24 protein-coding genes are annotated in these 25112 nt (G+C 57.5%); 15 read left to right on the plus strand and 9 right to left on the minus strand.

The features are described 5' to 3' along the window. Positions 1 to 163: 163 nt before the first annotated feature. From MEB48_RS17360 to MEB48_RS17370, 3 genes are all read left to right on the plus strand, one after another. Positions 164 to 2902 (plus strand): LuxR C-terminal-related transcriptional regulator, encoded by a 2739-nt coding sequence (locus tag MEB48_RS17360; RefSeq protein ID WP_237885281.1) that lies wholly within the window; start codon positions 164 to 166, stop codon positions 2900 to 2902. An 85-nt stretch (positions 2903 to 2987) separates the two neighbouring features. Continuing rightward, the gene (locus MEB48_RS17365; RefSeq protein WP_123719488.1) at positions 2988 to 3629 is read left to right on the plus strand and encodes an MBL fold metallo-hydrolase; all 642 of its coding nucleotides are present in this window, start codon (positions 2988 to 2990) and stop codon (positions 3627 to 3629) included. A 116-nt stretch (positions 3630 to 3745) separates the two neighbouring features. After that, complete coding sequence (locus tag MEB48_RS17370; protein ID WP_237885282.1) at positions 3746 to 4468, plus strand: OmpA family protein; 723 nt, start codon at positions 3746 to 3748, stop codon at positions 4466 to 4468. Positions 4469 to 4730: 262 nt separating this feature from the next. Here MEB48_RS17370 and MEB48_RS17375 read toward each other — a convergent pair whose 3' ends face one another. Then, the gene (locus MEB48_RS17375) at positions 4731 to 5165 is read right to left on the minus strand and encodes a YhcB family protein (RefSeq protein WP_030129754.1); all 435 of its coding nucleotides are present in this window, start codon (positions 5163 to 5165) and stop codon (positions 4731 to 4733) included. Positions 5166 to 5310: 145 nt separating this feature from the next. Between MEB48_RS17375 and MEB48_RS17380 the strand changes: the two genes are divergently transcribed. From MEB48_RS17380 to zapE, 3 genes are all read left to right on the plus strand, one after another. After that, positions 5311 to 5955, plus strand: coding sequence for an alpha/beta hydrolase (locus MEB48_RS17380; RefSeq protein ID WP_237885283.1), 645 nt, complete (start codon positions 5311 to 5313; stop codon positions 5953 to 5955). Between the two features lie 24 nt (positions 5956 to 5979). Beyond that, the gene (locus tag MEB48_RS17385) at positions 5980 to 7335 is read left to right on the plus strand and encodes a tryptophan--tRNA ligase (protein WP_237885284.1); all 1356 of its coding nucleotides are present in this window, start codon (positions 5980 to 5982) and stop codon (positions 7333 to 7335) included. Between the two features lie 90 nt (positions 7336 to 7425). Then, positions 7426 to 8520 carry a cell division protein ZapE gene (gene zapE / locus MEB48_RS17390; RefSeq protein ID WP_237885285.1) on the plus strand — a complete coding sequence of 365 codons (1095 nt, stop codon included), beginning with the start codon at positions 7426 to 7428 and terminating at the stop codon, positions 8518 to 8520. Positions 8521 to 8592: 72 nt separating this feature from the next. On the opposite strand, the gene MEB48_RS17395 is transcribed toward zapE, so the two are convergent. The 5 genes from MEB48_RS17395 to MEB48_RS17415 form a co-directional block, all read right to left on the minus strand. Beyond that, complete coding sequence (locus tag MEB48_RS17395) at positions 8593 to 9588, minus strand: asparaginase (RefSeq protein ID WP_237885286.1); 996 nt, start codon at positions 9586 to 9588, stop codon at positions 8593 to 8595. A gap of 78 nt (positions 9589 to 9666) precedes the next feature. Then, positions 9667 to 10875: a threonine/serine exporter family protein gene (locus MEB48_RS17400; RefSeq protein WP_237885287.1), complete on the minus strand. Its 1209-nt coding sequence runs from the start codon at positions 10873 to 10875 to the stop codon at positions 9667 to 9669. Between the two features lie 14 nt (positions 10876 to 10889). Then, positions 10890 to 11777, minus strand: coding sequence for a nitrilase family protein (locus MEB48_RS17405; protein WP_237885288.1), 888 nt, complete (start codon positions 11775 to 11777; stop codon positions 10890 to 10892). 236 nt (positions 11778 to 12013) lie between these two features. Further along, positions 12014 to 13945, minus strand: a complete 1932-nt coding sequence (locus MEB48_RS17410; RefSeq protein ID WP_237885289.1) for a flavin monoamine oxidase family protein — start codon at positions 13943 to 13945, stop codon at positions 12014 to 12016. A 209-nt stretch (positions 13946 to 14154) separates the two neighbouring features. Beyond that, positions 14155 to 15051, minus strand: a complete 897-nt coding sequence (locus tag MEB48_RS17415; RefSeq protein ID WP_237885324.1) for a GlxA family transcriptional regulator — start codon at positions 15049 to 15051, stop codon at positions 14155 to 14157. A 244-nt stretch (positions 15052 to 15295) separates the two neighbouring features. Here MEB48_RS17415 and MEB48_RS17420 point away from each other — a divergent pair, with 244 nt between their 5' ends. Then, complete coding sequence (locus tag MEB48_RS17420; protein ID WP_237885290.1) at positions 15296 to 16432, plus strand: acyl-CoA dehydrogenase family protein; 1137 nt, start codon at positions 15296 to 15298, stop codon at positions 16430 to 16432. A gap of 129 nt (positions 16433 to 16561) precedes the next feature. On the opposite strand, the gene MEB48_RS17425 is transcribed toward MEB48_RS17420, so the two are convergent. Continuing rightward, a complete protein-coding gene (locus MEB48_RS17425; protein ID WP_237885291.1) occupies positions 16562 to 17602 on the minus strand; it encodes an NADP(H)-dependent aldo-keto reductase in 1041 nt (346 codons plus the stop codon). Positions 17603 to 17847: 245 nt separating this feature from the next. Between MEB48_RS17425 and rplM the strand changes: the two genes are divergently transcribed. The 8 genes from rplM to MEB48_RS17465 all read left to right on the plus strand — a co-directional run bounded on the left by rplM (position 17848) and on the right by MEB48_RS17465 (position 23331). Then, the gene (gene rplM, locus MEB48_RS17430) at positions 17848 to 18276 is read left to right on the plus strand and encodes a 50S ribosomal protein L13 (protein ID WP_007905295.1); all 429 of its coding nucleotides are present in this window, start codon (positions 17848 to 17850) and stop codon (positions 18274 to 18276) included. A gap of 14 nt (positions 18277 to 18290) precedes the next feature. Then, a complete protein-coding gene (gene rpsI / locus MEB48_RS17435; protein ID WP_003228056.1) occupies positions 18291 to 18683 on the plus strand; it encodes a 30S ribosomal protein S9 in 393 nt (130 codons plus the stop codon). A 267-nt stretch (positions 18684 to 18950) separates the two neighbouring features. Then, positions 18951 to 19544, plus strand: a complete 594-nt coding sequence (gene petA / locus MEB48_RS17440) for a ubiquinol-cytochrome c reductase iron-sulfur subunit (protein ID WP_030129765.1) — start codon at positions 18951 to 18953, stop codon at positions 19542 to 19544. Continuing rightward, positions 19544 to 20755: a cytochrome b gene (locus tag MEB48_RS17445; protein WP_052966295.1), complete on the plus strand. Its 1212-nt coding sequence runs from the start codon at positions 19544 to 19546 to the stop codon at positions 20753 to 20755. Before petA ends, MEB48_RS17445 begins: the two co-directional genes overlap by 1 nt. Next, positions 20755 to 21537, plus strand: a complete 783-nt coding sequence (locus tag MEB48_RS17450; protein WP_237885292.1) for a cytochrome c1 — start codon at positions 20755 to 20757, stop codon at positions 21535 to 21537. The genes MEB48_RS17445 and MEB48_RS17450 overlap by 1 nt, the downstream gene beginning before the upstream one ends. A 150-nt stretch (positions 21538 to 21687) precedes the next feature. Continuing rightward, on the plus strand, positions 21688 to 22305 hold the full coding sequence (locus MEB48_RS17455; protein ID WP_007905304.1) for a glutathione S-transferase N-terminal domain-containing protein: 618 nt from the start codon (positions 21688 to 21690) through the stop codon (positions 22303 to 22305). Positions 22306 to 22321: 16 nt separating this feature from the next. After that, positions 22322 to 22735, plus strand: a complete 414-nt coding sequence (locus MEB48_RS17460) for a ClpXP protease specificity-enhancing factor (RefSeq protein ID WP_237885293.1) — start codon at positions 22322 to 22324, stop codon at positions 22733 to 22735. 338 nt (positions 22736 to 23073) lie between these two features. Continuing rightward, positions 23074 to 23331, plus strand: a complete 258-nt coding sequence (locus tag MEB48_RS17465) for a hypothetical protein (RefSeq protein ID WP_007905458.1) — start codon at positions 23074 to 23076, stop codon at positions 23329 to 23331. A 159-nt stretch (positions 23332 to 23490) separates the two neighbouring features. Here the strand turns inward: MEB48_RS17465 and MEB48_RS17470 are convergent, their stop codons facing one another. Both MEB48_RS17470 and MEB48_RS17475 read right to left on the minus strand, forming a co-directional pair. Next, on the minus strand, positions 23491 to 23949 hold the full coding sequence (locus MEB48_RS17470) for a GNAT family N-acetyltransferase (protein WP_237885325.1): 459 nt from the start codon (positions 23947 to 23949) through the stop codon (positions 23491 to 23493). A 26-nt stretch (positions 23950 to 23975) separates the two neighbouring features. Beyond that, positions 23976 to 24878 (minus strand): chemotaxis protein CheV, encoded by a 903-nt coding sequence (locus tag MEB48_RS17475; RefSeq protein ID WP_237885294.1) that lies wholly within the window; start codon positions 24876 to 24878, stop codon positions 23976 to 23978. Positions 24879 to 25112 lie beyond the last annotated feature (234 nt).

The raw sequence follows: 25112 nt of genomic DNA on the forward strand, positions 1-25112 counted from the left end.
GGGCGACCCGGTCTTTCAGGAAAACTTCATCTACGGCCGGGCAACTTTGGGTTCGTAGTCTTTTTGTAGCCATTTGTAGCAATAACCTTCAATAGCTCTTCGTTTACCGCTAGGCTGCGGACATCTGTAACGCCGCCATCAGCCTTTCAAACAAGAGCCGGCCATGACTGATCTGTCCCCACTTCCGGGCCCTGCAAGCGCTGCCGTCACTGTATTGGACGGGCGTTTTTTCCGGCCTCCGCTGCCCGACGGCCATGTGTTGCGGCCGCGTTTGTGCGAGCGCCTGAGCGCGGGTCTCGGTGGCAGGCTGTTGCTGGTCAGTGCGCCGGCCGGGTTTGGCAAGAGTTCATTGGCAGTGGAGTTTTGTCAGGGGTTGCCGGATCACTGGCAAAGCCTGTGGCTGGGGTTAAGTCCGCGGGACAGCGATCCCGGGCGTTTTCTTGAGCGCCTGCTCGAAGGCCTTCAGGAATATTTTCCGCAACTGGGCAGCCAGGCGCTGGGGCTGTTGAAAATGCGCCAACGTCATCAGCCGTTCGCCTTCGAAGAATGGCTGGACGGTTTGCTCGATGAGCTGGCTGTGCACCTGTCACCCGGTACGCCACTGTTGCTGGTACTTGATGACTATCATCTGGCCCAGGGCCCGGTGCTTGATCGTTGCCTGCAATTTTTTCTCAATCATTTACCCGATGGTCTGCTGGTCATGGTCACCAGCCGGCAACGTCCCGACTGGCATCTGGCGCGCCTGCGCCTGTCGCGACAACTGCTCGAGTTGCATGAGCAGGACCTTCGACTGACCCATGATGAAGCGCTGATCCTGCTTGATCGACATAGCATTTCATTGCGTGGCGAGGCGCTGGAGAGTTTGATCCAGCGTAGCGAAGGCTGGGTGGCAGGGCTGCGCTTTTGGCTGCTGGCGGCCTCCGAGGCGGGCTGCGAGGGCGCATTGCCCCAATCGTTGTACGGTGGCGAAGGGCTGATTCGCGATTACCTGCTCGAAGAAGTCATCGATTGTCTGCCCGCCGAGGTGCAGTCATTCCTGTACGACACCGCGCCTCAAGAGCGCTTTTGCAGTGAATTGTGCGACGCCGTGCGCGAAGCCCATGACAGCGCCGAGATCCTGCGTTTCCTGCTGGCGCATCAGGTGTTTCTGGTGCCGCTGGACGAACACGGTCACTGGTATCGTTATCACCACCTGTTTTCCGACCTGCTGCGCAGCCGGCCCACCGCCCAGGCAATGGTGCCGACGGCCAGCCTGCATCTGCGTGCCTGCCGCTGGTTCAACGCCCAAGGGTTGCTCGATGAGGCGGTGGAGCAGGCGTTGCGTGCCGGGCATCTGGATGTTGCGGCGAATCTGGTGCAAAACCTCTCTGAAGAACAACTGCTGGCCGAGCAGAACGTCGGCATGTTGTTGCGCTGGAAAATGGACTTGCCCGACAGCCTGCTGATCAGCACGCCACGGCTGATCGTGCTCTACAGCTGGGCGTTGGGGCTGGCCTGCCAACTGGATGCCGCCGAGGAGCTAGCCAGTCACTTGAGCCGCTTCCTGCCGGCCCCTTCGGCCACTGCGCAAAAATCCATGCTGGCGCAATGGCTGGCCCTGAGCGGCATCATTGCCCGGGGGCGAGGCCATCGCAAGCTGACGTTGCTCTATTGCACCGAAGCGCTGGAGAGCCTGCCGGCCAAACGCTATGGGCAACGCCTGATGTGCCTCTCGACATTGTCGAACCTGGCCATTGCCGATAGCGACCTCTGGCGCGCACGGGGGTTGAATCGTGAGTCCCTTGAGCTGGCACAACGGGTCGGCAATCCGCTGTTCGAGGCGCTGGCCCATTACGATCGCGCCCGCGTACTGCAAGCGCGCGGGGAGATTCTTCGTTCACTGGACGAAGTCCGCCAGGGGGTGCAGCGCCTGCAAGGCTTATCCCCGCAACGGCTTTATGCGGTACGCGCACGCTTGACCTTATACGAGGGGTTCTTGCTGGCGCTGCGCTTGCAACCCCAGGCCGCACGGGTACGTTTGCTCGCTGGTTTGGGCGAAGCGCGGGCCTGTCGCGACATCAGTGTGCTGATCGGCCACTGCGTGATTGCCCGTCTGGACGGCAACAGCGGCGAGTTCGCCAAAGCCTTCGCCGAACTCGCCGAAGCCGAGCGCCTGATGCACATCTGGGATGTCCCGCCGATTTACTACCTGGCGATGATCACCTTGGTCAAATGCGAACTCTGGCTCGCCCAGGGCCGCACCGACCTCGCCGAAGCCTGGCTCGCGCGACTGGACCAGACCTACAACGGCGAGCATCCCGCGGCCCCCCCGGAGTTCCATCCGCAACTGCCGCTGCACATTGAACTGCAACAGGCGGTTCTGGACGTGATGAAAGGCCAGCCCATGCTCGCCGAAGGGCGCTTGAATACGCTGCATGAGCACGGTCAGCACAGTGGCCGGCAGATGCTCAGCGTGATGGCGCTGAATCAGAAAGTCATGTTGTTGTTGGCGAGCGGACGCGAGTCCGAGGCCCGCAAGGCATTGATCCAGGCTTTGGAAGCGGCCACCGGTGGCGTCCTGCAACCGTTTGAACAATTGTTGACCAAACACCCGGACTGGCTGCGCGGGCAACTTCAACTCTGTGCGCCGACAGCCGTTTCGCAGAGCCTCTCGGAAAAACTTCCGGCTCTGGTCTCCCGGCCGATGGTGGAGTCATCACCTGCTGCCGAACAACTCAGTACGCGTGAACTGGCTGTTCTGCGACTGATTGCCCAAGGGTGTTCAAACCAGGAAATCAGCGATCAGTTGTTTATCTCGCTGCACACGGTCAAGACCCATGCCAGCCATATCAACAGTAAGTTGGGGGTTGAGCGGCGCACGCAGGCGGTGGCGCGGGCGAAGGAGTTGGGGGTGTTGGGGTAACGCATTTTTACAATGCACATGGAGTAAATGGCTCAGGGCAATTTTGTGCCAAAATTGGCCATTCCTGTTTCCCGAGCGTGCCCCGATGTCCCAGCAACCCACCCTCATCCGCGAAACCTTCCCCGTCGGCCCTTTGCAGTGCAACTGCACAATCATCGGCGACCCGATCACCAAAAAAGCCATTGTGGTCGACCCGGGCGGCAATCACGAACTGATCCTTGCGCGTCTCGATGCCTTGGGCCTGAAGGTGGTCAGCATCATCCACACCCATGCGCACCTCGATCACTTTCTGGCTTCCGGGCAGCTCAAGGAGAAAACCGGCGCAACGTTGCACCTGCATAAAGAAGATCAATTCCTCTGGGACAATCTGGAGATGCAGTGCCAGATGTTCGGTGTGCCTTACACACCCGTGCCATCGCCGGATCGCTGGTTGGCCGACGATGAAGAGCTGGCTTGCGGGTGTGGCGTGGCGTTGCACACGCCGGGTCATACACCAGGTTCCATGAGCTTTTGGTTTTCAGAGGCTAAGCTGCTGATTGCCGGTGATACGCTGTTCAAGCGCGGGGTAGGGCGTACGGATTTGTGGGGAGGCGATCAGGCGACTCTCGTGCGTTCGATCAAGCAACGGTTGTATACCCTCGACGAAGAGGCGACGGTGGTGACCGGTCATGGTCCGGATACTCGTCTGGGCGATGAAATGCGCGGTAACCCCTTTGTGCGAGCCTAAGATGCAGTTGTGAAGGCATGATGGAATTTTTGGCGTTGGCCATGATCCAACGCCCGCAAAGGTTCATTGCTTAAGTCCGCTGCACCACAGAATGCAAAAAAAAGTAGGAGCTCTCCATGTTCACCTCGCGTCGTTTGATTATTGTCGCTACTGCTGTGGCTTTATTGTCCGGTTGCGCATCGCAGAACCCTTATGACAATCAGGGTCAGGCTGATGGCGGTTCCACGGGCATGAGCAAAACCGCCAAATACGGTGGCCTCGGCGCCTTGGCCGGTGCGCTGGCCGGTGCTGCCATCAATCATGATAACCGTGGCAAGGGTGCGCTGATTGGCGCCGCCGTGGTGGGGGCTTCCGCCGCCGGCTACGGTTACTACGCCGACCAGCAGGAGAAAAAACTGCGGGCCAGCATGGCCAACACCGGGGTTGAAGTGCAGCGTCAGGGCGATCAGATCAAGCTGATCATGCCGGGCAACATCACCTTTGCCACCGATTCGGCGAACATCGCGTCGGGCTTCTACCAGCCGCTGAACAATCTGGCGGGCTCGCTCAAGGAGTTCAACCAGAACCAGATCGAGATCGTCGGCTACACCGACAGCACCGGCAGCCGTCAGCACAACATGGACCTGTCCCAGCGTCGTGCCCAGAGCGTGGCGACTTACCTGACCTCCCAGGGTGTCAGCGGTGCCAACCTGTCGGCGCGTGGTGCCGGGCCGGATAACCCGATTGCCAGCAATGGTGATGTGAATGGCCGGGCACAGAACCGTCGCGTCGAGGTCAACCTGAAGCCGATTCCGGGTCAGGAATATCAGCAGCAGGGTCAACCTGTTCAGCAATACTAAAACCCGTCTGACTGAACCCCAGGCGTAAAAGGCCCGCCCGATTCTCAGCAGATCGGGCGGGCTTTTTTGTTGCCTGTTCTGACGCTTTCGCGAGCAAGCCCGCTCCCACACTTGACCGCGTACTCAAGGAAAATGCGATCCAATGTGGGAGCGGGCTTGCCCGCGAAGTGGCCCTGACAGGCACCGGAGATATTGAATAAGAAACAAAAAAGCCCTCGAATAATCGCTTGTCCGAGGGCTTTTTGTATCGCGCGAAACCTGATTACTTCTTCAGGCCGTAATGCTCATCGAGCATGCCTGGCGCGTTCGGCATTTTAGGGGCGTAGTCGCGAGGCGGTTCCTGATCGCGCGGTGGCGTCAGACGTTCCCGTGGAGCCTGCGCCGCGTCAGCGTGCAGGGCAGCCAGCAAGCGTTGGCGAGTCTGCTCGTCCAGGGCCAGACGGTTGGCGCCCTCGGCGAGATGATCCTGCACTTCCTGATAGCTCTGAGTCAGTTTCTTGACCAGTGTTGCAGTGCTGTTGAAGTGGGTGACCACTTCGTTCTGATAATTGTCAAAACGTTCCTGAATGTCATCCAGCTGACGTTGCGTGCGGTTAGGCGCGGCATTCGGCACCAGGCGAGCAATCAGGAATCCAATGGCGACACCCACAACCAGGGCAAGAGTCGGCAACAACCAAACTAAGAGCGAGTGTTCCACGAGTCCTTCCTCTATAAACGGCTTTGCTTTACGTTAACGGCTCGAACCTGCGCTGTATACCGCGATTCACTCGCAATAGAATTGGCACAGACAATTGGCTAGACGAGTCGACCCGATTCGAGGTCACGGAGTTCCTTCCTTGCTTATGCGCGAAACCCCTGTAGTGATTGATGGCCCGGTCGGTCAATTAGAGAGTTTGCTTCTTGAAAACAAGAACTTGGACAGCGAGCAGCCCCGCGGCCTGGCGCTGATCTGCCACCCGAATCCGGTGCAGGGCGGCACCATGCTCAACAAAGTCGTCTCGACCTTGCAGCGCACCGCGCGCGACGCCGGTTTGATTACCTTACGTTTCAACTACCGTGGTGTCGGCGCCAGTGAAGGCACGCACGACATGGGCACTGGCGAAGTCGACGATGCCCAGGCAGCGGCCGAGTGGCTGCGAGCCAGATATCCTGACTTGCCCCTGACCCTGTTTGGTTTCTCCTTCGGCGGTTTTGTTGCCGCCAGTCTCGGCGGACGTCTGGAAGCCAAGGGCGAGCAACTCAAGCACGTGTTCATGGTCGCGCCCGCCGTCATGCGCTTGGGCGACCAGGATCAACTGCCGCAGCATGGCGAGTTGACCCTGATCCAGCCGGAAACCGACGAAGTCATCGATCCGCAGCTGGTTTATGACTGGTCCGACGCGCTCGATCGCCCCCATGAGCTGCTGAAAGTGGCAGAATGCGGACACTTTTTTCATGGCAAGCTGACCGATCTCAAGGATCTGATCCTGCCGCGTCTTTCGAATTGATTGCAGTCTGACAAGCGATTACCCATGACGACTCGTACCCGTATCCTCACCGGCATCACCACCACTGGCACGCCGCACCTGGGCAACTACGCCGGCGCCATCCGTCCGGCGATCATCGCCAGCCGTGACAGCAATGCCGATTCGTTCTACTTCCTGGCCGACTACCACGCCCTGATCAAATGCGATGACCCGCTGCGCATCCAGCGCTCGCGTCTGGAAATCGCTGCGACCTGGCTGGCCGGTGGCCTGGATGTGGACCGTGTGACGTTCTATCGCCAGTCCGATATCCCGGAAATTCCTGAACTGACCTGGCTGCTGACCTGCGTGGCCGCCAAGGGCCTGCTCAACCGTGCCCATGCCTACAAGGCCTCGGTGGACAAGAACGTCGAAACCGGCGAAGACCCGGACGCTGGCATCACCATGGGCTTGTACAGCTACCCGGTGTTGATGGCCGCGGACATCCTGATGTTCAACGCCCACAAGGTGCCGGTCGGTCGCGATCAGATCCAGCATGTGGAAATGGCCCGGGACATCGGCCAGCGCTTTAACCACTTGTTCGGCCAAGGCAAAGAATTCTTCACCATGCCTGAAGCGCTGATCGAGGAAAGCGTCGCCACCTTGCCGGGCCTCGACGGTCGCAAGATGTCGAAGAGCTACGACAACACCATTCCGTTGTTCAGCAGCGCCAAAGAGATGAAAGACGCGATTTCGCGGATCGTCACCGACTCCCGTGCCCCGGGCGAAGCCAAGGATCCGGACAACTCGCATCTGTTCACCTTGTTCCAGGCCTTCGCTACGCCGGCACAATCCGACGAATTCCGCAGCGAACTGCTTCAGGGCCTGGGTTGGGGCGAGGCGAAGAATCGTCTGTTCCAGCTGCTCGACAGCGAACTGGGCGAATCCCGCGAGCGTTATCACCAACTGATTGAACGCCCGGCGGATCTGGAAGACATGCTGCAGATCGGCGCCAAGAAGGCTCGCTCGGTGGCGACGCCGTTCCTCCACGAACTGCGCGAGGCGGTCGGCCTGCGTTCTTTCGTCGCTCAGACCCAAGTCGTAGCGACCACCAAGAAAAAAGCTGCGAAAGCCGCGCGCTTCGTCAGCTTCCGTGAAGACGACGGCAGTTTCCGCTTCCGTCTGCTGGCGGCCGATGGCGAACAACTGCTGCTGTCGCGCCACTTCGCCGACGGTAAAACCGCAGGTCAAGTGACCAAGCAACTGCAATCCGGGCAAGCCTTGGACGTGCGCAGTGAAGACCTGAGCTTCAGCGTGTGGCTGGAAGGCGAGTGCATTGCCGACAGTCCGGCCTTCGCCGACAGCGCTGCTCGCGATGCTGCCATCGGTGCTTTGCGCGTTGCCCTGACACCGGTTCAGGAATAATCAACGGCTCGGTCCGACCAAGGGCCGATTGCCATTCCCACGGGCCGTCGCTACAGTGACCGCCCGTTTTTGTTGCCTTGCTAACGAATTATGACGCCCCTAGAACGATATCAAGCTGATCTGAAACGCCCGGAATTCTTCCATGACGCCGCCCAGGAAACTGCCGTGCGCCATTTGCAGCGCCTGTACGATGATCTGGTTGCGGCCTCGCAGAACAAACCGAACCTGCTCGGCAAACTGTTTGGCAAGAAAGACCAGACGCCGGTCAAGGGTCTGTATTTCTGGGGCGGCGTTGGTCGCGGCAAGACTTACCTGGTCGACACCTTCTTCGAAGCGCTGCCGTTCAAGGAAAAGACTCGCACTCACTTCCACCGCTTCATGAAGCGCGTGCACGAAGAAATGAAGACCCTGGGCGGCGAGAAAAACCCGCTGACCATCATCGCCAAGCGCTTCTCCGACGAGTCGCGAGTGATTTGTTTCGATGAGTTCTTCGTCTCCGACATCACCGATGCCATGATTCTTGGCACGCTGATGGAAGAACTGTTCAAAAACGGCGTGACCCTGGTCGCGACGTCGAACATCGTGCCGGACGGTCTGTACAAGGACGGCTTGCAGCGTGCGCGTTTCCTGCCAGCCATTGCGCTGATCAAACAGAACACCGAGATCGTCAACGTCGACAGCGGCGTCGATTACCGTCTGCGTCACCTCGAGCAAGCGGAACTGTTCCACTTCCCGCTGGATGACGCTGCCCAGGAAAGCCTGCGCAAGAGCTTCCGGGCCTTGACGCCAGAATGCACGGCAGCGGTCGAGAACGACGTGCTGGTGATCGAGAACCGTGAAATCCGTGCCGTACGCACCTGCGATGATGTGGCCTGGTTCGAGTTCCGCGATCTCTGCGATGGCCCACGCAGCCAGAACGATTACATCGAGCTGGGCAAGATCTTCCACGCTGTGTTGCTCAGCAATGTCGAGCAGATGAGCGTCACCACCGACGACATCGCCCGACGTTTTATCAACATGGTCGACGAGTTCTACGACCGCAATGTGAAACTGATCATTTCTGCCGAAGTCGAGCTCAAAGACCTCTACACCGGCGGTCGCCTGAATTTCGAGTTCCAGCGCACGCTTAGCCGTTTGCTGGAAATGCAGTCCCACGAGTTTCTGTCCCGGGCGCATAAGCCGTAGAACGATTCAAAAATAAACAGAACGTTTCGGAAAACAAAAAAGGGCCTGCACTTGCAGGCCCTTTTTCGTACGTCAGTTTTGAAACCGGGTGTCCTCATTAAGGTAGTTCGCCAGCTTATCCTGGCACTGACAGCCGGCGAGCAGCCAAAGCAGTATCCTGGCTTTGCGTGGGCAGAGAAATCCAGCCATCGATGCACCTTTACGGATCAGGTCCATTTCGCTGCCCATAAAGCCGTAGGAAGATTGTGCGGTGGAGCCAGAACCGGTTCGGGTCGCGATGATGACGGGAATTTTTTCTGTGATTTTTTCCACGACATCAGCCCAACTCTTTGAGAGGTGTCCTGCGCCGAAAGCAGCGATCACCAGCCCGTCGTACCCCAGATCGAGGATGTTTTCCAATAACAGGGTGTCAGCAGAAAGCGACGCTTCCAGCAGAGCGATCTTCTGTGTGGTCTGTTGTGGCAAGGGTAAGACTCTTCGTTGGGCCGGCTGACGTAGATAGCGGACGGTTTTCTCTACCAGCATGCCGGTAGGACCAAAGATGGGAGAGGAAAACGCCTGCAGCGCCAATGAGTCGGTTTTGCGGACGACACTCGCTTGATGAATCTGTCCGTTCACCACCACCTGAACGCCTCGCTGACGGCTGTTTTCAGCCAGTGCTACCAGGCAAGCATCCAGCAGATTCGCCGGACCATCGGCCCCTGCCTGGGCTGCCGAACGCATGGCGCCGGTCAGGACCAATGGTTCGTCGTGGTCCCACAAATAGTCAAAAAATGTGGCGGTTTCTTCGAGAGTGTCCGTGCCCAGGGTGATGACCACACCTACCGCACCTTGCCTGATTTGAAAATTCGCCCAGGAAAGGACACTCAGCAGGAACTCGAAATCCAGTGACGCACTTGGCAACAATCCGAGCGTGTCAACGGTGACCCATGCCAGATTCGTCAGCTCTGGTATCGAGGCCAGCAGGGTTTCGCCGCTGACGGTCGGAATAACTCCTTCGTTGGCATTCCTGGCTTGCATGCTCACGGTGCCGCCGAGCGCTGCGATGGCCAGTTTGGGCAAGTCCATGTGATACCTCGCTTGCTTATGATGAGAAGTGGCTGTATCCGGAGTTGAGTCCGTGATACAGCTCAATGGCAGCCTTCGTCAGTTGGCTATCAGGAGTCCGATAAACGGAACGATCAGCAACGTACTGATGGCCATGGACAGCACATTAGCGATGAAGGCGTGCATGTCGGCTGGCAGCCGCTTGGCAATCGCGCATGCCAGCGGTGGTGCAATCAGTGCCCCCAGCAGAGCGCTCGGGACAATGACCTGCCAACTGCCGCCGTATGTCAGAACGGCCGCCGGCACGACGGACACCAGCGGAATGTAGGTGGGATACCAGCCGCGCAACATCCATTGCCGACGCCAGATCATCACTCCTAATGCGGAGGTCAACGCCTGCGCGGCGATCAGTTGGGGCAGCAAGCCCGTGCCATACACCGGGCTCGTCGGGTTCAAGGAGTAAGCCAGCAAGGCACCCGCTATCAAGCCGAGGCTGGCCCATTCATTGCCAAAGAACGGCGCTTCCGAAAAGTCGGCCAACACCCGGCGCATACTCCAGATGACGCCGTAGTCGGGCGTTTTGCTGATGACGGGTGCGGGCACAGACTCCGATGGCTTCTCGGGTGGGTCTGACTTCACCAGGCTCGGCAGATAACGGCAGAGCAGAAACGCGACGACGCTGGCGATTGCCATGCCCGAGACATTGCCGATCACGGCTGGCAAGCTGAGGGGATTGCAGACGTAGTTGACGATCAGCAAGCACATCGGGGTGACGAACACGGCGCCCATGATTGCGCCATTGATCGTGACCTTCCAGCCGCCGCCAAACATCAGCACCATTGCCGCCGGCAATGAAACAAAGGCTGCAAACGTGGGTTGCCAACGGGTGGCCGTGACCGTCCAGCCCCATAGCAGGTTGCTCAGCAAGAGGCCAAGCAACGAGCTGGTGACGAGCCATGGCCATAGTCCGCTGCCGTAACAAATGGTAAAGCCTTGCCAGGCTTTTCCCGTTCGATTCGCCCAGTAGGCCAGATAGGCACCGGCCAACAGCCCGATCGAAGCGAACTCGTGTTTGTAGAACGCAACCTCGCTGATGTCTCCCAGAACCCAGCGCAACCAGGCACTCGGCTCCGGAAGGCTCGATACCATGTGACTGTAGTCTGGCCAATGGGCTGACCAGGCTGTGCGGTAGGTGAATGAAAGCCAGATGATCGATAGTGTCGTGCCGAGCATCAACCCGATGATCGTCATGTCCAGCGTCGATCTGCCGGCAAGCGGATCTTGCGGTTTTTCGTTTTTGGTTTCCATCAGTCAGCCCCCTATCAGCGTGGCAGACAAGGGTGCTGGGTGTAGCCGAGCATCTGATCGTAGAGATCGGCTCGGCGATCGCGATGCAGATCGTTCAGGTTGTTCCAGATGGGCGCGCTGCGCGAACTGGTCAGGTCGATATCGGCAAACAGGATTTCCTGCTTGTCCGCTGAAGCCACCTGGCCAATCGGCCAGCCGTTGGTGCCTGCGATCAGCGAGCAGCCCAGGTAGCGTGCCCCTCGCTCTTCACCGATCCGGCTCGCGGCCGCAATAAACACATTGTTGACGTGTGCGGCGGTCATCGTCAGGTACGACGCCATGCACTTGCCGGCGTCATCGAACAGCGGTGGAGGCGTCCAGACCCAGTTGTTCAGGCTGCAAATGATGTCCGCACCTTGCTGGCTGAGGATTCGCGGCACTTCCGGAAACCAGATGTCCCAGCAGATCAGCAATCCGATGCGGCCTATCGGTGTGTCAAAAACCGGGAAACCCAGATCGCCGGGGGTGAACCACAACTTCTCCAGGTTCCACAAATGCGCCTTGCGGTACTTGCCGATGAAGCCATCCGGCCCGATCAGCACGCCGGTGTTGAACAGGCGCATGCCGTCGCGCTCAGCCAGGCCCGCCACCAGGTAAACCTTGTTTTTACACGCGAAATCGATCCAGGTTTGCACGCTCGGTCCGTCGGGTACCGACTCGGCATGATCGTAGGCATCCTGCCGGCTGCTGAAGAAATAGCCGGTAGCGCAAAGCTCGGGCAGGACGATGAGATTGGCACCGCCGTGTACTGCCTGCAGGGCCAGCTCCAGGCTATGCCGCAGATTGGCGTCACGATTCGCCAGGCCGACTTGTGGATCGAATTGCACGACTGCTACACGCACAGCGCTTGTTGGTTCGCTCATGACTGATGACCTCTTGTTATTGTTTTTCGAGCTGTTTAATGGCGTGTTTATGAGAGTTGAAATACGAATCTGGCGTAAGTCAGCGGCTTCCGGTTGGGCTGTAGTCCATGTCCGAAGATTGCGCAGGGAAGTACCTTCGACTGTCCTTCGAAAGGCTGGAAGTACTGCGCTAGAGCGTTGGCGAGAGGCAGAACCCATGCGTGAGGTGCATGGGTTCTGCAAGATTGGCGAGGGCGTCAGCTGCGGACGCGATAGTGCGGGTAGTCGCTCATGCAGAATCCGCCGTTAAACACGGCTGCGGTTTTATTGCAGATATGAATGATGGCATCCACGGCGCCGCGAAAGCACGGTTCTGTCCAGCCGGCATCGACCGAAAACGACTCGCCGGAAAAATACAGGCTGGACACAGGCGAGAAATCCCGGTTGTACTTCATCAGGCTCACCGCGTCGTAATAAGTGCCGGGTCTGTATAATTTTGCGCAGCCCAAGGCATTCTTATCCGTCATCCAGCGTTGAACCACAGCGTGATCAGTTTGGATGTACGGAGAAATCCGCTCCTGGATATTGGCGGAGTTCATCAGTATTCGATCGAGTTCCTCTACACACTTGGTCACCAGTTCGCGGTCGGTAAAAAGTGCCAATTTGATTGCGTCGTCTTCCCATGTGTAACTTAGCAGTATGCAGTCATAACGATAATTTTCGTTATAGCGATAACTGTAGGCGTCATGAATGAAACTGTCCGTGACAATGACTTGGGGTATTTTGGTGTTGCCTGAAAGAAAGGATTTATTTAATGGCGCATATACTTTGCAACTGGTTTCCCAGTGCGCCGTTTTATAGGCATTGATCGTTTCGAATGGCAGCATGTGCTCGTTGAAGTTTTCAAGTTTGATGCATGTCTCGATCAGCCACGAAGGCAGGGTCATGATGACCGCATCAAAATCATCGAACAGTTCCTGCGATTGACAGCCTTGGCTGAATTTCCAGGTGTAGTGGACGCGTATTTTCTGATCGTCCAGCTTCTTCAATTTACTGACGGATGAATCGGTGAAAAAGCCACTGCCTCTTTCCAGGCAATGCTCGTAAAAAGACTGTCCGGTGGTGTCGATTTTCATGAACAACAAGCATTCGGCCAGCGCCGCGAGTCCGATGTAGCGCGGTCTGTCGAAACGCAGGTCCTTGGTGTCAAACACCGCGTCGCTGTGCAAGTAAGGCGAGGGAAGCGGTTCTCCAGACGAGTCAACCCGGCCATGAATCAGTTGTAAGTGGCTGCTGAATCCAAAAATGGCGGTACGCAGCGGGTAGAGCGAGCACACATCATAAAAGGCCCCCCAACTACCGTCACCGATGCCTATCGAATAGAACAGACGGGATTCGTGCGTGGTCATGCCCAGTCCGCCGAAGTCCCCCGGTTTACCCTTGTCCCGGGTTTCCAGGATGGGCATGCCGACCAGTTCGCGAAACGACACCCCCTCGTACCTTTCGACGATAGCGGCCCACAGGGCTTCCCACTCTTGTGTGGCGTAAACCTCGGCCACCTGGCGAGTCATCCGGGCGGCAAAGGCTTTCCACTTGGCATAAACCGTTTGCAGCGCCTCATCGGGAGGAGGCGTCAAACCGTCTTCATTGGTCCAGATCAGCATGTGCGGCGCCGGGCGACCACCCAGGCTTCCTTCCTGAAGATAAATGCCCGTCGAGGACACCCACTGACTGCCCGGATTGGGGAAGTCTGAAAGCGCCAGGTCAAATTCCATGGCGTAGTACGCCATCAGCGATCGACCCTCTTTCGGTGGTTCGCCTGCCCTATTGAAAAACGGTAAACGCATGGCGCCCATCTCGAACGGTGTATGGCTTTCTTTTATCGGATGGGTTCCATGTACGGTCAGGTGCCTGCCGCCAATGCGGGTCGATTGTTCTATCAGTGTGACATTGGTAAAACCGCAGCGATAAAGTTCTCTGGCAGCAGTCAGGCCCGTAACGCCTGCGCCAATGATACATATTTTATGGTGGGGGTTAGTTGCCTTTGCTATGCCGTTTTCATGTTCAACCAGCGTTCGGTAGTCAAAGCATAAGTCAGGCGGATTTGGAAATCGGGCGGCCCATTTGTTGTGATTTTTTTTGTCCTTGTCATTGCATGAAAGAGACGTGGCATCTGTTTTTGTGCTCATGCGATCTTCCCTGAAGTGCGAGTTGGCTTGCGGGGGAAATAGATTGAAGTTTTCGGCGGATAGCACGCAAGAGTACAGATGAGTTATTCGGTGCTCTTGATTCCTTTTTTCATGTAGGGGAAGTAATCGCAGGGCGCGGTTTTTTAAACATTACAGTTGTTGGCTGTTGAAGCAGGCATCGCACAGTGGTGCGGCGCCCACTCGGAGTTTCAGGCCGCTTGCTGGAACTGCTGCCGGTATTGGTTCGGCGAGAGCTCGGTATGTTGACGGAACAACCGGGCGAAGAAACTTGCATCGTCGTAGCCGACCTCATAACTGATGGTCTTGATGCTCTTGCGACTGCCGGACAACAAGCCCTTGGCGGTTTCGATGCGCAGTCGCTGCAAATAATGCAGCGGCTTGTCGCCGGTGGCGGTCTGAAAGCGGCGCATGAAGTTGCGGATGCTCATGCCGTGTTCGCGGGCCACGTCTTCGAAGCGAAACTTGTCGGCGAAGTGTTCTTCGAGCCAATGCTGGATCTGCAGGATGATCACGTCCTGATGCAGTTTCTGTCCGCCGAAACCGATCCGCCCTGGCGCATAGCTGCGCTGCACTTCGTAGAGAATATCGCGGGCCACGGCCTGGGCCACGTTGGCGCCGCAAAAACGTTCGATCAAATAAATGTAGAGGTCGCAGGCCGAGGTGGTGCCGCCAGCGCAATACAGGTTGTCGGCGTCGGTCAGGTGTTTGTCCTGATTCAGGTGTACGCGCGGGAAGCGCTCGGCAAACGCATTGAAGAAACGCCAGTAGGTCGTCGCTTCCTTACCATCGAGCAACCCGGCCTCGGCCAGCCAGAACACGCCGGTGGCCTCGCCACACAACACGGCACCGCGTGCATGCTGCTGACGCAGCCACGGCAGCACCTGTGGATAACGTTTGCAGAGGGTGTCGAAATCGTCCCAGAAGGCGGGAAGAATAATGACGTCGGCATTTTCCAGACCGCCGTCCACCGGCATGATCACGTCGCTGAAGCTGTTTACCGGTTTGCCATCGGGGCTGACCAGCCGGGTTTCAAACGCCGGTGTCAGGCCGTGGCCCAGTTGTTTGCCGTAGCGCAGGCTGGCCAGATGGAAGAAATCCTTGGCTTGCATGAGGGTGGAAGCGAAAACCCGGTCGATAGCCAGGATGCTGACGCGCCGCAAGGGCGTGGAGGCTTGGTTAGACATAATTCAACTTTATTCTTATAGGGGAAAGTGGTCACCAGACGGCTGGATCGTCTTATTTTTTGTCGGATGTGTCCAGTGTCCTGTATCGGAAGCGAGGCTTAGTCTCTGAAGGTCAATTCCGTCTAACGATAACGACAGGTGCCGCATGATCCCCAGAACCTTGTTCAGCTCCGAGCACGAACTTTTCCGCGACAGCGTGCGAACGTTCCTCGAAAAAGAGGCCGTGCCGTTCCATGGGCAATGGGAAAAACAAGGCTATATCGACCGCCAACTCTGGAACAAGGCGGGGGAGGCGGGGATGCTCTGTTCGCATCTGCCGCAAGCATACGGCGGGCTGGAGGCGGATTTTCTCTACAGCGCGGTGGTGATCGAAGAGGTCGCTCGCCTGGGTCTGACCGGGATCGGTTTTTCTCTTCATTCGGACATTGTGGCGCCTTACATCCTGCATTACGGCAGTGAAGCGCTGAAACTCAAATACCTGCCGAAGCTGGTGTCTGGCGAGATGGTGACCGCGATTGCCATGACCGAGCCGGGTGCCGGTTCCGACCTGCAAGGGGTGAAAACCACTGCCATGCTGGAGGGCGACGAATACGTGATCAATGGTTCGAAGACCTTCATCACCAATGGCTTTCTGGCTGACCTGGTGATCGTCGTGGCCAAGACCGATCCGAAGGCTGGGGCGAAGGGCACCAGTCTGTTTCTGGTGGAGGCCAATACGCCTGGCTTCGCCAAGGGCAAGCGTCTGGAAAAGGTCGGCATGAAGGCTCAGGACACCTCGGAGCTGTTTTTCCAGGACGTTCGGGTGCCGAAGGAAAACCTGCTGGGCCAGGCCGGGATGGGCTTCGCTTATTTGATGCAGGAATTGCCGCAGGAGCGTCTGACGGTCGCAGTCGGCGGCTTGGCGTCAGCCGAAGCGGCGTTGCAATGGACGCTGGATTACACCCGTGAACGCAAGGCTTTCGGCAAGGCCATCGCCGACTTCCAGAACACCCGCTTCAAACTCGCTGAAATGGCGACCGAAATCCAGATCGGCCGGGTTTTCGTCGATCGCTGCCTGGAACTGCATCTGCAAGGCAAACTTGACGTGCCGACAGCGGCGATGGCCAAGTACTGGGGCACCGACCTGCAATGCAAGGTGCTTGATGAATGCGTGCAATTGCATGGCGGTTACGGATTCATGTGGGAATACCCGATCGCCCGGGCGTGGGCGGATGCGCGGGTGCAGCGGATTTATGCCGGGACCAATGAGATCATGAAGGAGATTATTGCGCGGTCGCTGTAATGCAGCGTGATCGTTCCCACGCTCTGCGTGGGAATGCCGCCATGGACGCTCTGCGTCCGCTTTGGAAGTGACGCAGAGCGTCACGGGATGCATCCCCACGCAGAGCGTGGGAACGATCATTGTCTTGAGTTACGGTGCAGGATTTGGATGATCCTGGTGAATCGCCTCAATCCCTGCCAGCACTTCATCGGAAAGTTTCAGCTCGAAGCTCGCTAAATTGCTTTCAAGCTGCTCAAGCGTTGTGGCACCAATGATGTTGCTGGTGACGAACGGTTGCTGTGTGACAAATGCCAGTGCCATCTGCGCCGGATCCAGGCCATGTTCACGGGCCAGTGCCACATAACGGCTGCACGCGGCTTCCGATTGCGGATTGAAATAGCGGCTGAAGCGGCTGTAGAGGCTCAGTCGACCTTTAGGCGGACGTGCGCCCCCTTCATATTTGCCCGACAGGAAACCGAACGCCAGTGGTGAATAGGCGAGCAGCCCGCACTGTTCACGGATGGCGATTTCCGCCAGGCCGACTTCGAAGCTGCGATTGAGCAGGTTGTAGGGGTTCTGGATCGATACGGCGCGCGGCCAGCCACGGGCTTCGGCGAGGGCGAGGAAACGCATGGTGCCCCACGGGGTTTCGTTGGAGAGGCCAATGTGGCGGATCTTGCCGGCCTTGACCTGCTCGTTCAGTGCTTCGAGGGTGTCTTCCAGCGGCGTGAGGTTGACTTCGCTCGTGTGCTTGTAGCCCAGTTGTCCGAAGAAATTGGTGCTGCGTTCCGGCCAGTGCAACTGATAGAGGTCGATGTAGTCGGTCTGCAAGCGCTTGAGGCTCGCATCCACGGCCTGGACGATGTGCTCGCGGTTGTGCTTGAGGTTGTTGTCGCGGATGTAGTCGATGGTGTTGCCGGGGCCGGCGATCTTGCTCGCCAGGATCCAGTCGGCGCGATCGCCGCGACTTTTGAAGTAATTACCGATGTAACGCTCGGTGGTGGCGTAGGTTTCGGCCTTGGGTGGCACCGGGTACATTTCGGCGGTGTCGATGAAATTGATCCCGGCGCGCTTGGCTCGTTCGATCTGCGCGAAGGCTTCAGCCTCGCTGTTTTGCTCACCCCAGGTCATGGTGCCGAGGCAGATTGCACTCACGTTCAGATCGGTACGGCCTAGCTGGCGATAGTCCATCGAGTGCTCCTTGGGCAAAACAATCATAAAAGCAGGTTGAAATATTTTTCGCAATCTGCATAATTGCGCACCTCTTTCTGCAGTGGAAGTGATGCGCCGCCGCCGAAGAATCTTGCCGTTGAACGGACGCGCCGACCCGAGCCCCCGAAAGCGTCTGTATCCGGCTGCCTTTGACTTGTCAAAGTACGCACTATTCAGTAAGATCCGCCGTCTAATTTACAGGGCGGCCCCTGAGGCTATAAAGAATGAAAACTTTTACTGCTAAACCGGAAACAGTACAGCGCGACTGGTTTGTCGTCGACGCTGCAGGTCAGACCCTGGGTCGTCTGGCCACCGAAATCGCGAGCCGTCTGCGTGGCAAGCATAAAGCTGAGTACACTCCTCACGTTGACACCGGCGATTACATCGTCGTTATCAATGCCGAGCAGATTCGTGTAACCGGTGCTAAAACCACCGACAAAATCTACTACTCCCACTCCGGTTTCCCGGGCGGCATCAAGTCGATCAACTTCGAAAAGCTGATCGCTAAAGCCCCTGAGCGCGTGATCGAGACCGCGGTCAAGGGCATGCTGCCTAAGAACCCGCTGGGTCGCGACATGTATCGTAAGCTGAAAGTCTATGCGGGCGCTGTACACCCTCATACTGCTCAGCAGCCCCAAGAACTGAAGTTTTAACGGAATAGTTCATTATGTCGGCGACTCAAAATTACGGCACTGGCCGTCGCAAGACCGCAACCGCACGCGTTTTCCTGCGTCCGGGCACTGGTAACATCTCCATCAACAATCGTTCGCTGGATAATTTCTTCGGCCGCGAAACTGCCCGCATGGTAGTTCGTCAGCCGCTGGAATTGACTGAGACTGTCGAGAAGTTCGACATCTACGTCACCGTGATCGGCGGTGGTGTAAGTGGTCAAGCTGGCGCAATCCGCCACGGTATCACTCGCGCTCTGATGGACTACGACGAAACTCTGCGCAGCGCTCTGCGTAAAGCCGGCTTCGTAACCCGCGATGCACGTGAAGTTGAACGTAAGAAAGTCGGTCTGCGTAAAGCGCGTAAGCGTCCGCAGTACTCGAAGCGTTAATTCGCTTTCACGTTCAAAAAGAACGCCCAGTTTCCTCGCGAAGCTGGGCGTTTTTTTATGGGCGCAATTTATCAGGGAATTGCGCTGTGACAACTTGCCACATCCGCAGAGGCCCTATACTGCAAGGCTTGGCAATGTAGCCCCTCGGTAATTACCTTGTCAGAATTGGGGCTTTTCATTACCATTCGGCAAAATTTTTATAAGTTCAGATTTTTACTTAGTAGACGCCTGATTTAACAGGCCACAAAGCTGATGGGAGAGGACTGAATGAGCAATGACGGCGTGAATGCAGGCCGGCGTCGCTTCTTGGTAGCAGCCACATCCGTGGTGGGTGCTGCAGGAGCGGTGGGGGCTGCGGTCCCGTTCGTGGGGTCATGGTTTCCCAGTGCCAAGGCGAAAGCTGCAGGTGCACCGGTGAAAGTGAATGTCAGCAAAATCGAGCCAGGTCAGCAAATGATTGCTGAGTGGCGCGGCCAGCCGGTGTTCATTGTCCGCCGTACCGAGGAAATCCTGGGGAATCTGAAAAAGATCGAGGGTCAACTGTCTGACCCCACCTCCAAGAGCTCGACGCAACCGACCTATGTCGACCCGGAAACGCGTTCGATCAAGCCAGAAGTTCTGCTGCTGATCGGTATCTGCACTCACTTGGGTTGCTCACCGACCTTCCGCCCTGAAGTGGCACCTGCCGACTTGGGCAAGGACTGGGTAGGTGGTTATTTCTGCCCTTGCCACGGCTCCCACTACGATTTGGCTGGCCGCGTCTACAAGTCGCAACCCGCGCCTTTGAACCTGCCAGTTCCCCCGCATTCCTATGAGACCGATGACATCATTGTCATTGGCGTCGATACGGAGAAAGCGTGATGAGCAAGTTCATGGATTGGGTTGATGCGCGCTTCCCCGCAACCAAAATGTGGGAAGACCATCTCAGCAAGTACTACGCCCCGAAGAACTTCAACTTCTTCTATTTCTTTGGCTCCCTGGCCTTGCTCGTTCTGGTCAACCAGATCGTTACCGGTGTCTGGCTGACCATGAGCTACACCCCGTCGGCGGAAGAAGCCTTTGCTTCCGTCGAATACATCATGCGCGACGTCGAGCACGGCTCGATCCTGCGAATGTTGCACGCAGTCGGTGCTTCGATGTTCTTCATCGTCGTTTACCTGCATATGTTCCGTGGCCTGCTTTATGGTTCGTACCAGAAGCCGCGTGAGCTGGTGTGGGTGTTCGGCATGCTGATCTATCTGGCGCTGATGGCTGAAGCCTTCATGGGTTATCTGCTGCCGTGGGGCCAGATGTCCTACTGGGGTGCCCAGGTGATCATCTCGCTGTTCGGTGCGATCCCGGTCATCGGTAACGACCTGACTCAGTGGATTCGTGGTGACTACCTGATTTCCGGTATTACCCTGAACCGCTTCTTTGCCTTGCATGTGGTTGCCCTGCCGATCGTGATCCTCGGTCTGGTAGTGGTGCATATTCTGGCGCTGCATGAAGTCGGTTCGAACAATCCGGATGGCGTCGACATCAAGAAGCACAAAGACGAAAACGGCATACCGCTGGACGGCATTGCCTTCCACCCGTACTACACCGTGAAAGATATCGTCGGCGTGGTGGTGTTCCTGTTTATCTTCTGCTCGATCGTGTTCTTCTTCCCGGAAATGGGCGGCTACTTCCTCGAGAAGCCGAACTTTGAAGTGGCGAACGCCTTCAAGACCCCTGAGCACATCGCTCCGGTCTGGTACTTCACACCGTTCTACGCGATTCTGCGGGCGGTTCCAGACAAGCTCCTGGGCGTTATCGCCATGGGTGCGGCCATTGCTGTGCTGTTCGTCTTGCCATGGCTGGACCGCAGCCCGGTCAAGTCGATGCGCTATAAAGGCTGGCTGAGCAAGATCTGGCTCTGGGTGTTCTGCATCTCGTTCGTGATCCTGGGTGTGTTGGGTGTTCTGGCTCCAACGCCAGGCCGTACGTTGCTGTCGCAGGTATGTACGTTCCTGTACTTCGCCTACTTCATTCTGATGCCGTTCTACACCAGGCTCGAGAAGACCAAACCGGTTCCGGAAAGGGTGACTGGCTGATGAAAAAGCTATTTGCTGTACTGATTCTTGCGGCAATGCCTGTGTTTTCGTTCGCGTCGACAGCGGGTGCTCCTGAGTTGGAAAAGGTCGACATCGACGTTTCCGACAAGGCTGCCATGCAGGATGGCGCGCGTACGTTCGCCAACTATTGCATGGGCTGCCACAGCGCCAAGTTCCAGCGCTACGAGCGTGTCGCCGATGACCTGGGCATTCCTCATGAGCTGATGCTCGAGAAGCTGGTGTTCACTGGCGCCAAGATCGGCGATCACATGAACATCGGCATGCAACCGGCGGACGCCAAGACCTGGTTCGGTGCGGCGCCGCCCGACCTGACGCTGGTGGCTCGTGTTCGTGGCACAGACTGGCTCTACGGCTATCTGCGTTCGTTCTACGAAGACCCATCGCGTCCTTGGGGCGTGAACAACAAGGTGTTCCCGAACGTCGGCATGCCTAACGTTCTGGTCGGCTTGCAGGGTCGTCAGGTGGTAGGCTGTAAACAAGTTCAAGTCGTCGAAGATGGCAAGAAGCAATTCGATCCGCTGACCGGCACGGCTTTGACGCATGAAGCCTGCGATCAACTGACTGTATTGCCGAAAACCGGCACGCTGAACGAAGAGCAGTTCGACGAGAAGGTCAAGAATCTGGTGACCTTCCTGGCCTACTCGGCCAACCCGGTGAAGCTGCAGCATCAGCGCATCGGTACCTATGTGTTGCTGTACCTGGCGTTCTTCTTCGTATTCGCTTACTTGCTCAAGCGTGAATACTGGAAAGACGTCCATTGATAAAGCGGTAAGCCATTGCTGTTAATCGCGCGCGCCCAAGGGCGTCTCTGAAGGTGTAACGAGTCTGGTGATCCAGGCGTTACGGGAGGCGCCCTCTGGGCGCGCGTGTTTTTCCGTTTCCGATAATTTCAACAAGCGAGGAGGACCGCCATGGGCGTGACCAATCGGTTGGCCTGTTACTCCGACCCCGCCGACCACTATTCCCACCGAGTGCGTATCGTACTTGCAGAGAAGGGTGTCAGCGCCGAGATCATTTACGTGGAAGCTGGTCGCCAGCCGCCTAAACTGATTGAGGTGAACCCTTACGGAAGCCTGCCCACCCTGGTCGATCGTGACTTGGCGTTGTGGGAGTCGACTGTGGTGATGGAGTATCTGGATGAGCGTTACCCGCACCCGCCATTGCTGCCGGTTTATCCTGTGGCACGTGCCAACAGTCGTTTGCTGATTCATCGTATTCAGCGTGACTGGTGTGGCCTGGTGGATCTGATCCTGGATTCGCGGACCAAGGAAGCAGCCCGTGTCGTGGCTCGTAAAGAGCTGCGCGAAAGCCTGACCGGTGTTTCGCCGTTGTTCGCCGACAAGCCATTTTTCCTCAGCGAGGAACAAAGTCTGGTGGATTGCTGCCTATTGCCAATACTCTGGCGATTGCCGATTCTGGGTATTGAACTGCCGCGGCCTGCCAAGCCGCTGCTTGATTATATGGAGCGCTCGTTTGCGCGTGAGGCATTCCAGGCGAGTCTGTCTGGTGTCGAACGCGATATGCGCTAAGGCTTAAGGAGCCGCTATGAACTCCAGTCGACCTTATCTGGTCCGCGCGCTCTACGAGTGGATTGTGGACAACGATTGCACCCCGCACATGCTGGTCAATTCCGAGTATCCATCGGTGCAGGTGCCTCAGGGTTTTGCCAGTGACGGACAGATTGTCCTGAACGTTTCCCCGGCAGCCGTGCGTCATCTGCACATGGACAACGAGGCCGTCAGTTTCGAAGGGCGCTTCGGTGGCGTTCCACATACGCTGTATGTGCCTATCGCATCGATCCTGGGCATTTATGCTCGGGAGAATGGTCAGGGCATGGTGTTCGATATGGACTCGCCTCTGGAAGACGAGGACGAGATCGAGCCGGATGATGATGTTCCACCACCCGACGGCGAGCCGCCGCGCCCCAGCGGTCGACCCAGTTTGAAAGTGGTGAAGTAATAAAAAAGGCGATCCGAATGGATCGCCTTTTTTATGTGCGCCCGGTGGATCTATGTCGTATACGGAATCCGTGAACGACGATGAGGCACTGTGCCCCAATGCCAGTCAGTTAAGCGCAACCCTGTAGGAGCGAGCTTGCTCGCGAAAGCGGTATATCAGGTGACATCAATGTTGACTGTACCGCCGTTTTCGCGAGCAAGCTCGCTCCTACAGGGTTCGGTGTCTTAACGCAAAACCCGACTGAGCAACTGCAGCTTGCGGCTCCCGACACAGGTATACTGCCGCCTTTCGTGGCTCGCCTAACGGGCCCGACTCTTTGAGCATCACCCGGAGCTTTCATGACTTCCCCGACACAACCGCCGGTTGCCGACGCTTTGAGCGACGACCAGGCAGACCTGCCAGACAGCGTCGACTCCAGCGCAGACAGCGAAACCAAAGCGGCGATTCCAGCGTTCAAGTTTCCGTTCAAACCGGGTGAATTGGCCGCGGCGAAAAATGCCAGCCAGCCTTGGTACAAGAACGGCGCCAAGAATGGTCACACCAAGACCCCGGGTGCAGCGCCTCCTGGCACTCGTCGTTCGATGGGTAAGCGCTGATCGTTGATCTTCTGCCATAGACGGCGGTGCCTGATCTGTCGTCTTCGCGAGCAAATCGGATCGCCGCACCGCCGCTCCCACAGTGGTTCATCGTCGTTCACAGATTCGGTGTACGACAAAAATCGACTGTAGGAGCGAGGCTTGCCCGCGAAAGCGATGTCAGATTGGAACCGGCTCCCGACGGACCACATACATCCCGGCACTTTCATACAAGCGCTGCGCCCGAAGATTGTTTTCCAGTACCTTCAAATCCACAAACCCTTCCCGGCGTTGCTGAAACACGTTGAAAGCATGTAGCAGCAGCGCGCGGCCAAGTCCGAGGCCTCGAGCGCGCGGATGCACCACCAGGCTCTTGATGTAAGCGCTGGTCCAGCATTGGGCGACGCCGATGACACCTTCGGCATCCAGGGCGACGAAGCACAGGGACGGATCGTATTCAGGATCGGTTTCGAAACGCTGTTGCCAGACTTCCAGCGCCGGTACGCGACCGCTACCTTCCAGATACCCCAGCTCCATCAAGTGATGAACGGCTTCGGCCAGTTCGGGACGGTACTCGGTCAACTCAATGCCATTTGGCCAAGTGAAAGGCGGCACATCCTCAGCGAGGTTGCGCCGCATCAGAAAACAAAAGTTCTCGGCCACACTCAGTGACCTTGTTCGGCGACGGCCTTGGCCGCCGCGATCAGGCATTTGGTCAGTTCCGGCGAGGAGAATTTGGTCAGCACCGCGTTGGCCCCGGCCAGTCGAGCCTTCTCACTGTTCATCGCGCTGTCCAGCGACGTATGCAACAACACATAGATGTGCGCGAAGTCCGGCGTTTCGCGCAATGTGCGAGTGAGGGCATAGCCGTCCATTTCCGACATTTCGATGTCCGAGACGATGAGGTTGATTTGCTGAGCGGTGCCTTGCAGCTCCAGCAGGCAGTCGATGGCTTCCTTGGCGCTGCGAGCGGTGTGGCATTGCAGGCCGAGGTTGCGCAGGGTGTGCACCGATTGTTGCAGGGCGACCTGGCTGTCATCGACCACCAGAATTCGCGCGTTGCCGAGTACTTCGGCGTCTTCCATGCTCAATTCGGTGGGGGCCGTTTCGATCTGCGCCGGCGCGATGCCATGGATGACCTTTTCAATGTCCAGCACCTGTACCAGCGTGCCGTCGACCGAGGTCACGCCGGTGATGTACGAACGCAAACCGCCGGAGCCGAAGGGCGGTGGACGGATGTCAGTGGTCAGGCAATGGACGATTTTGCTCACTGCCTGCACGTGCAGCCCCTGCTTGGAACGGCTGACGTCGGTGACGATCAGGCAACCACCGTTCGGGTCTTCCAGCGGCCGCTCGCCGATGGCGCGGCTCAGGTCGATCACTGACAACGACGCGCCGCGCAGGGTGGCGATGCCTTTGACGTGGGGGTGCGACTCCGGCAGCTTGGTCAGCGGCGGGCAGGGGATGATTTCGCTGACTTTCAGCAGGTTGATCGCCATTAGCTTGCCGCTGCGCAAGGTGAACAGCAGAAGCGAAAGTGAATCTGCGCGGGCTTTGTTGGAAGACATAAAAACCTTCTGTGAAAAAAGGTGATGGGCGATTGTGACGATCGCCAACAGCTATCGATGCCGGGTTATCGACTTGTCGGAGGCAGGCTTTAGGGGAAATGCCCATTGCCAGCCAAGCGGTGATCCCCTGTGGCGAGGGAGCTTGCTCCCGTTCGGCCGCGAAGCGGTCGTGAAGCCAGCAATGAGGTTCTACTCTGGAAAAAGCGGGAGCAAGCTCCCTCGCCACAAGGGTAC

It is taken from the genome of Pseudomonas sp. PGPR40 (assembly GCF_022014505.1).
Taxonomy (GTDB): domain Bacteria; phylum Pseudomonadota; class Gammaproteobacteria; order Pseudomonadales; family Pseudomonadaceae; genus Aquipseudomonas.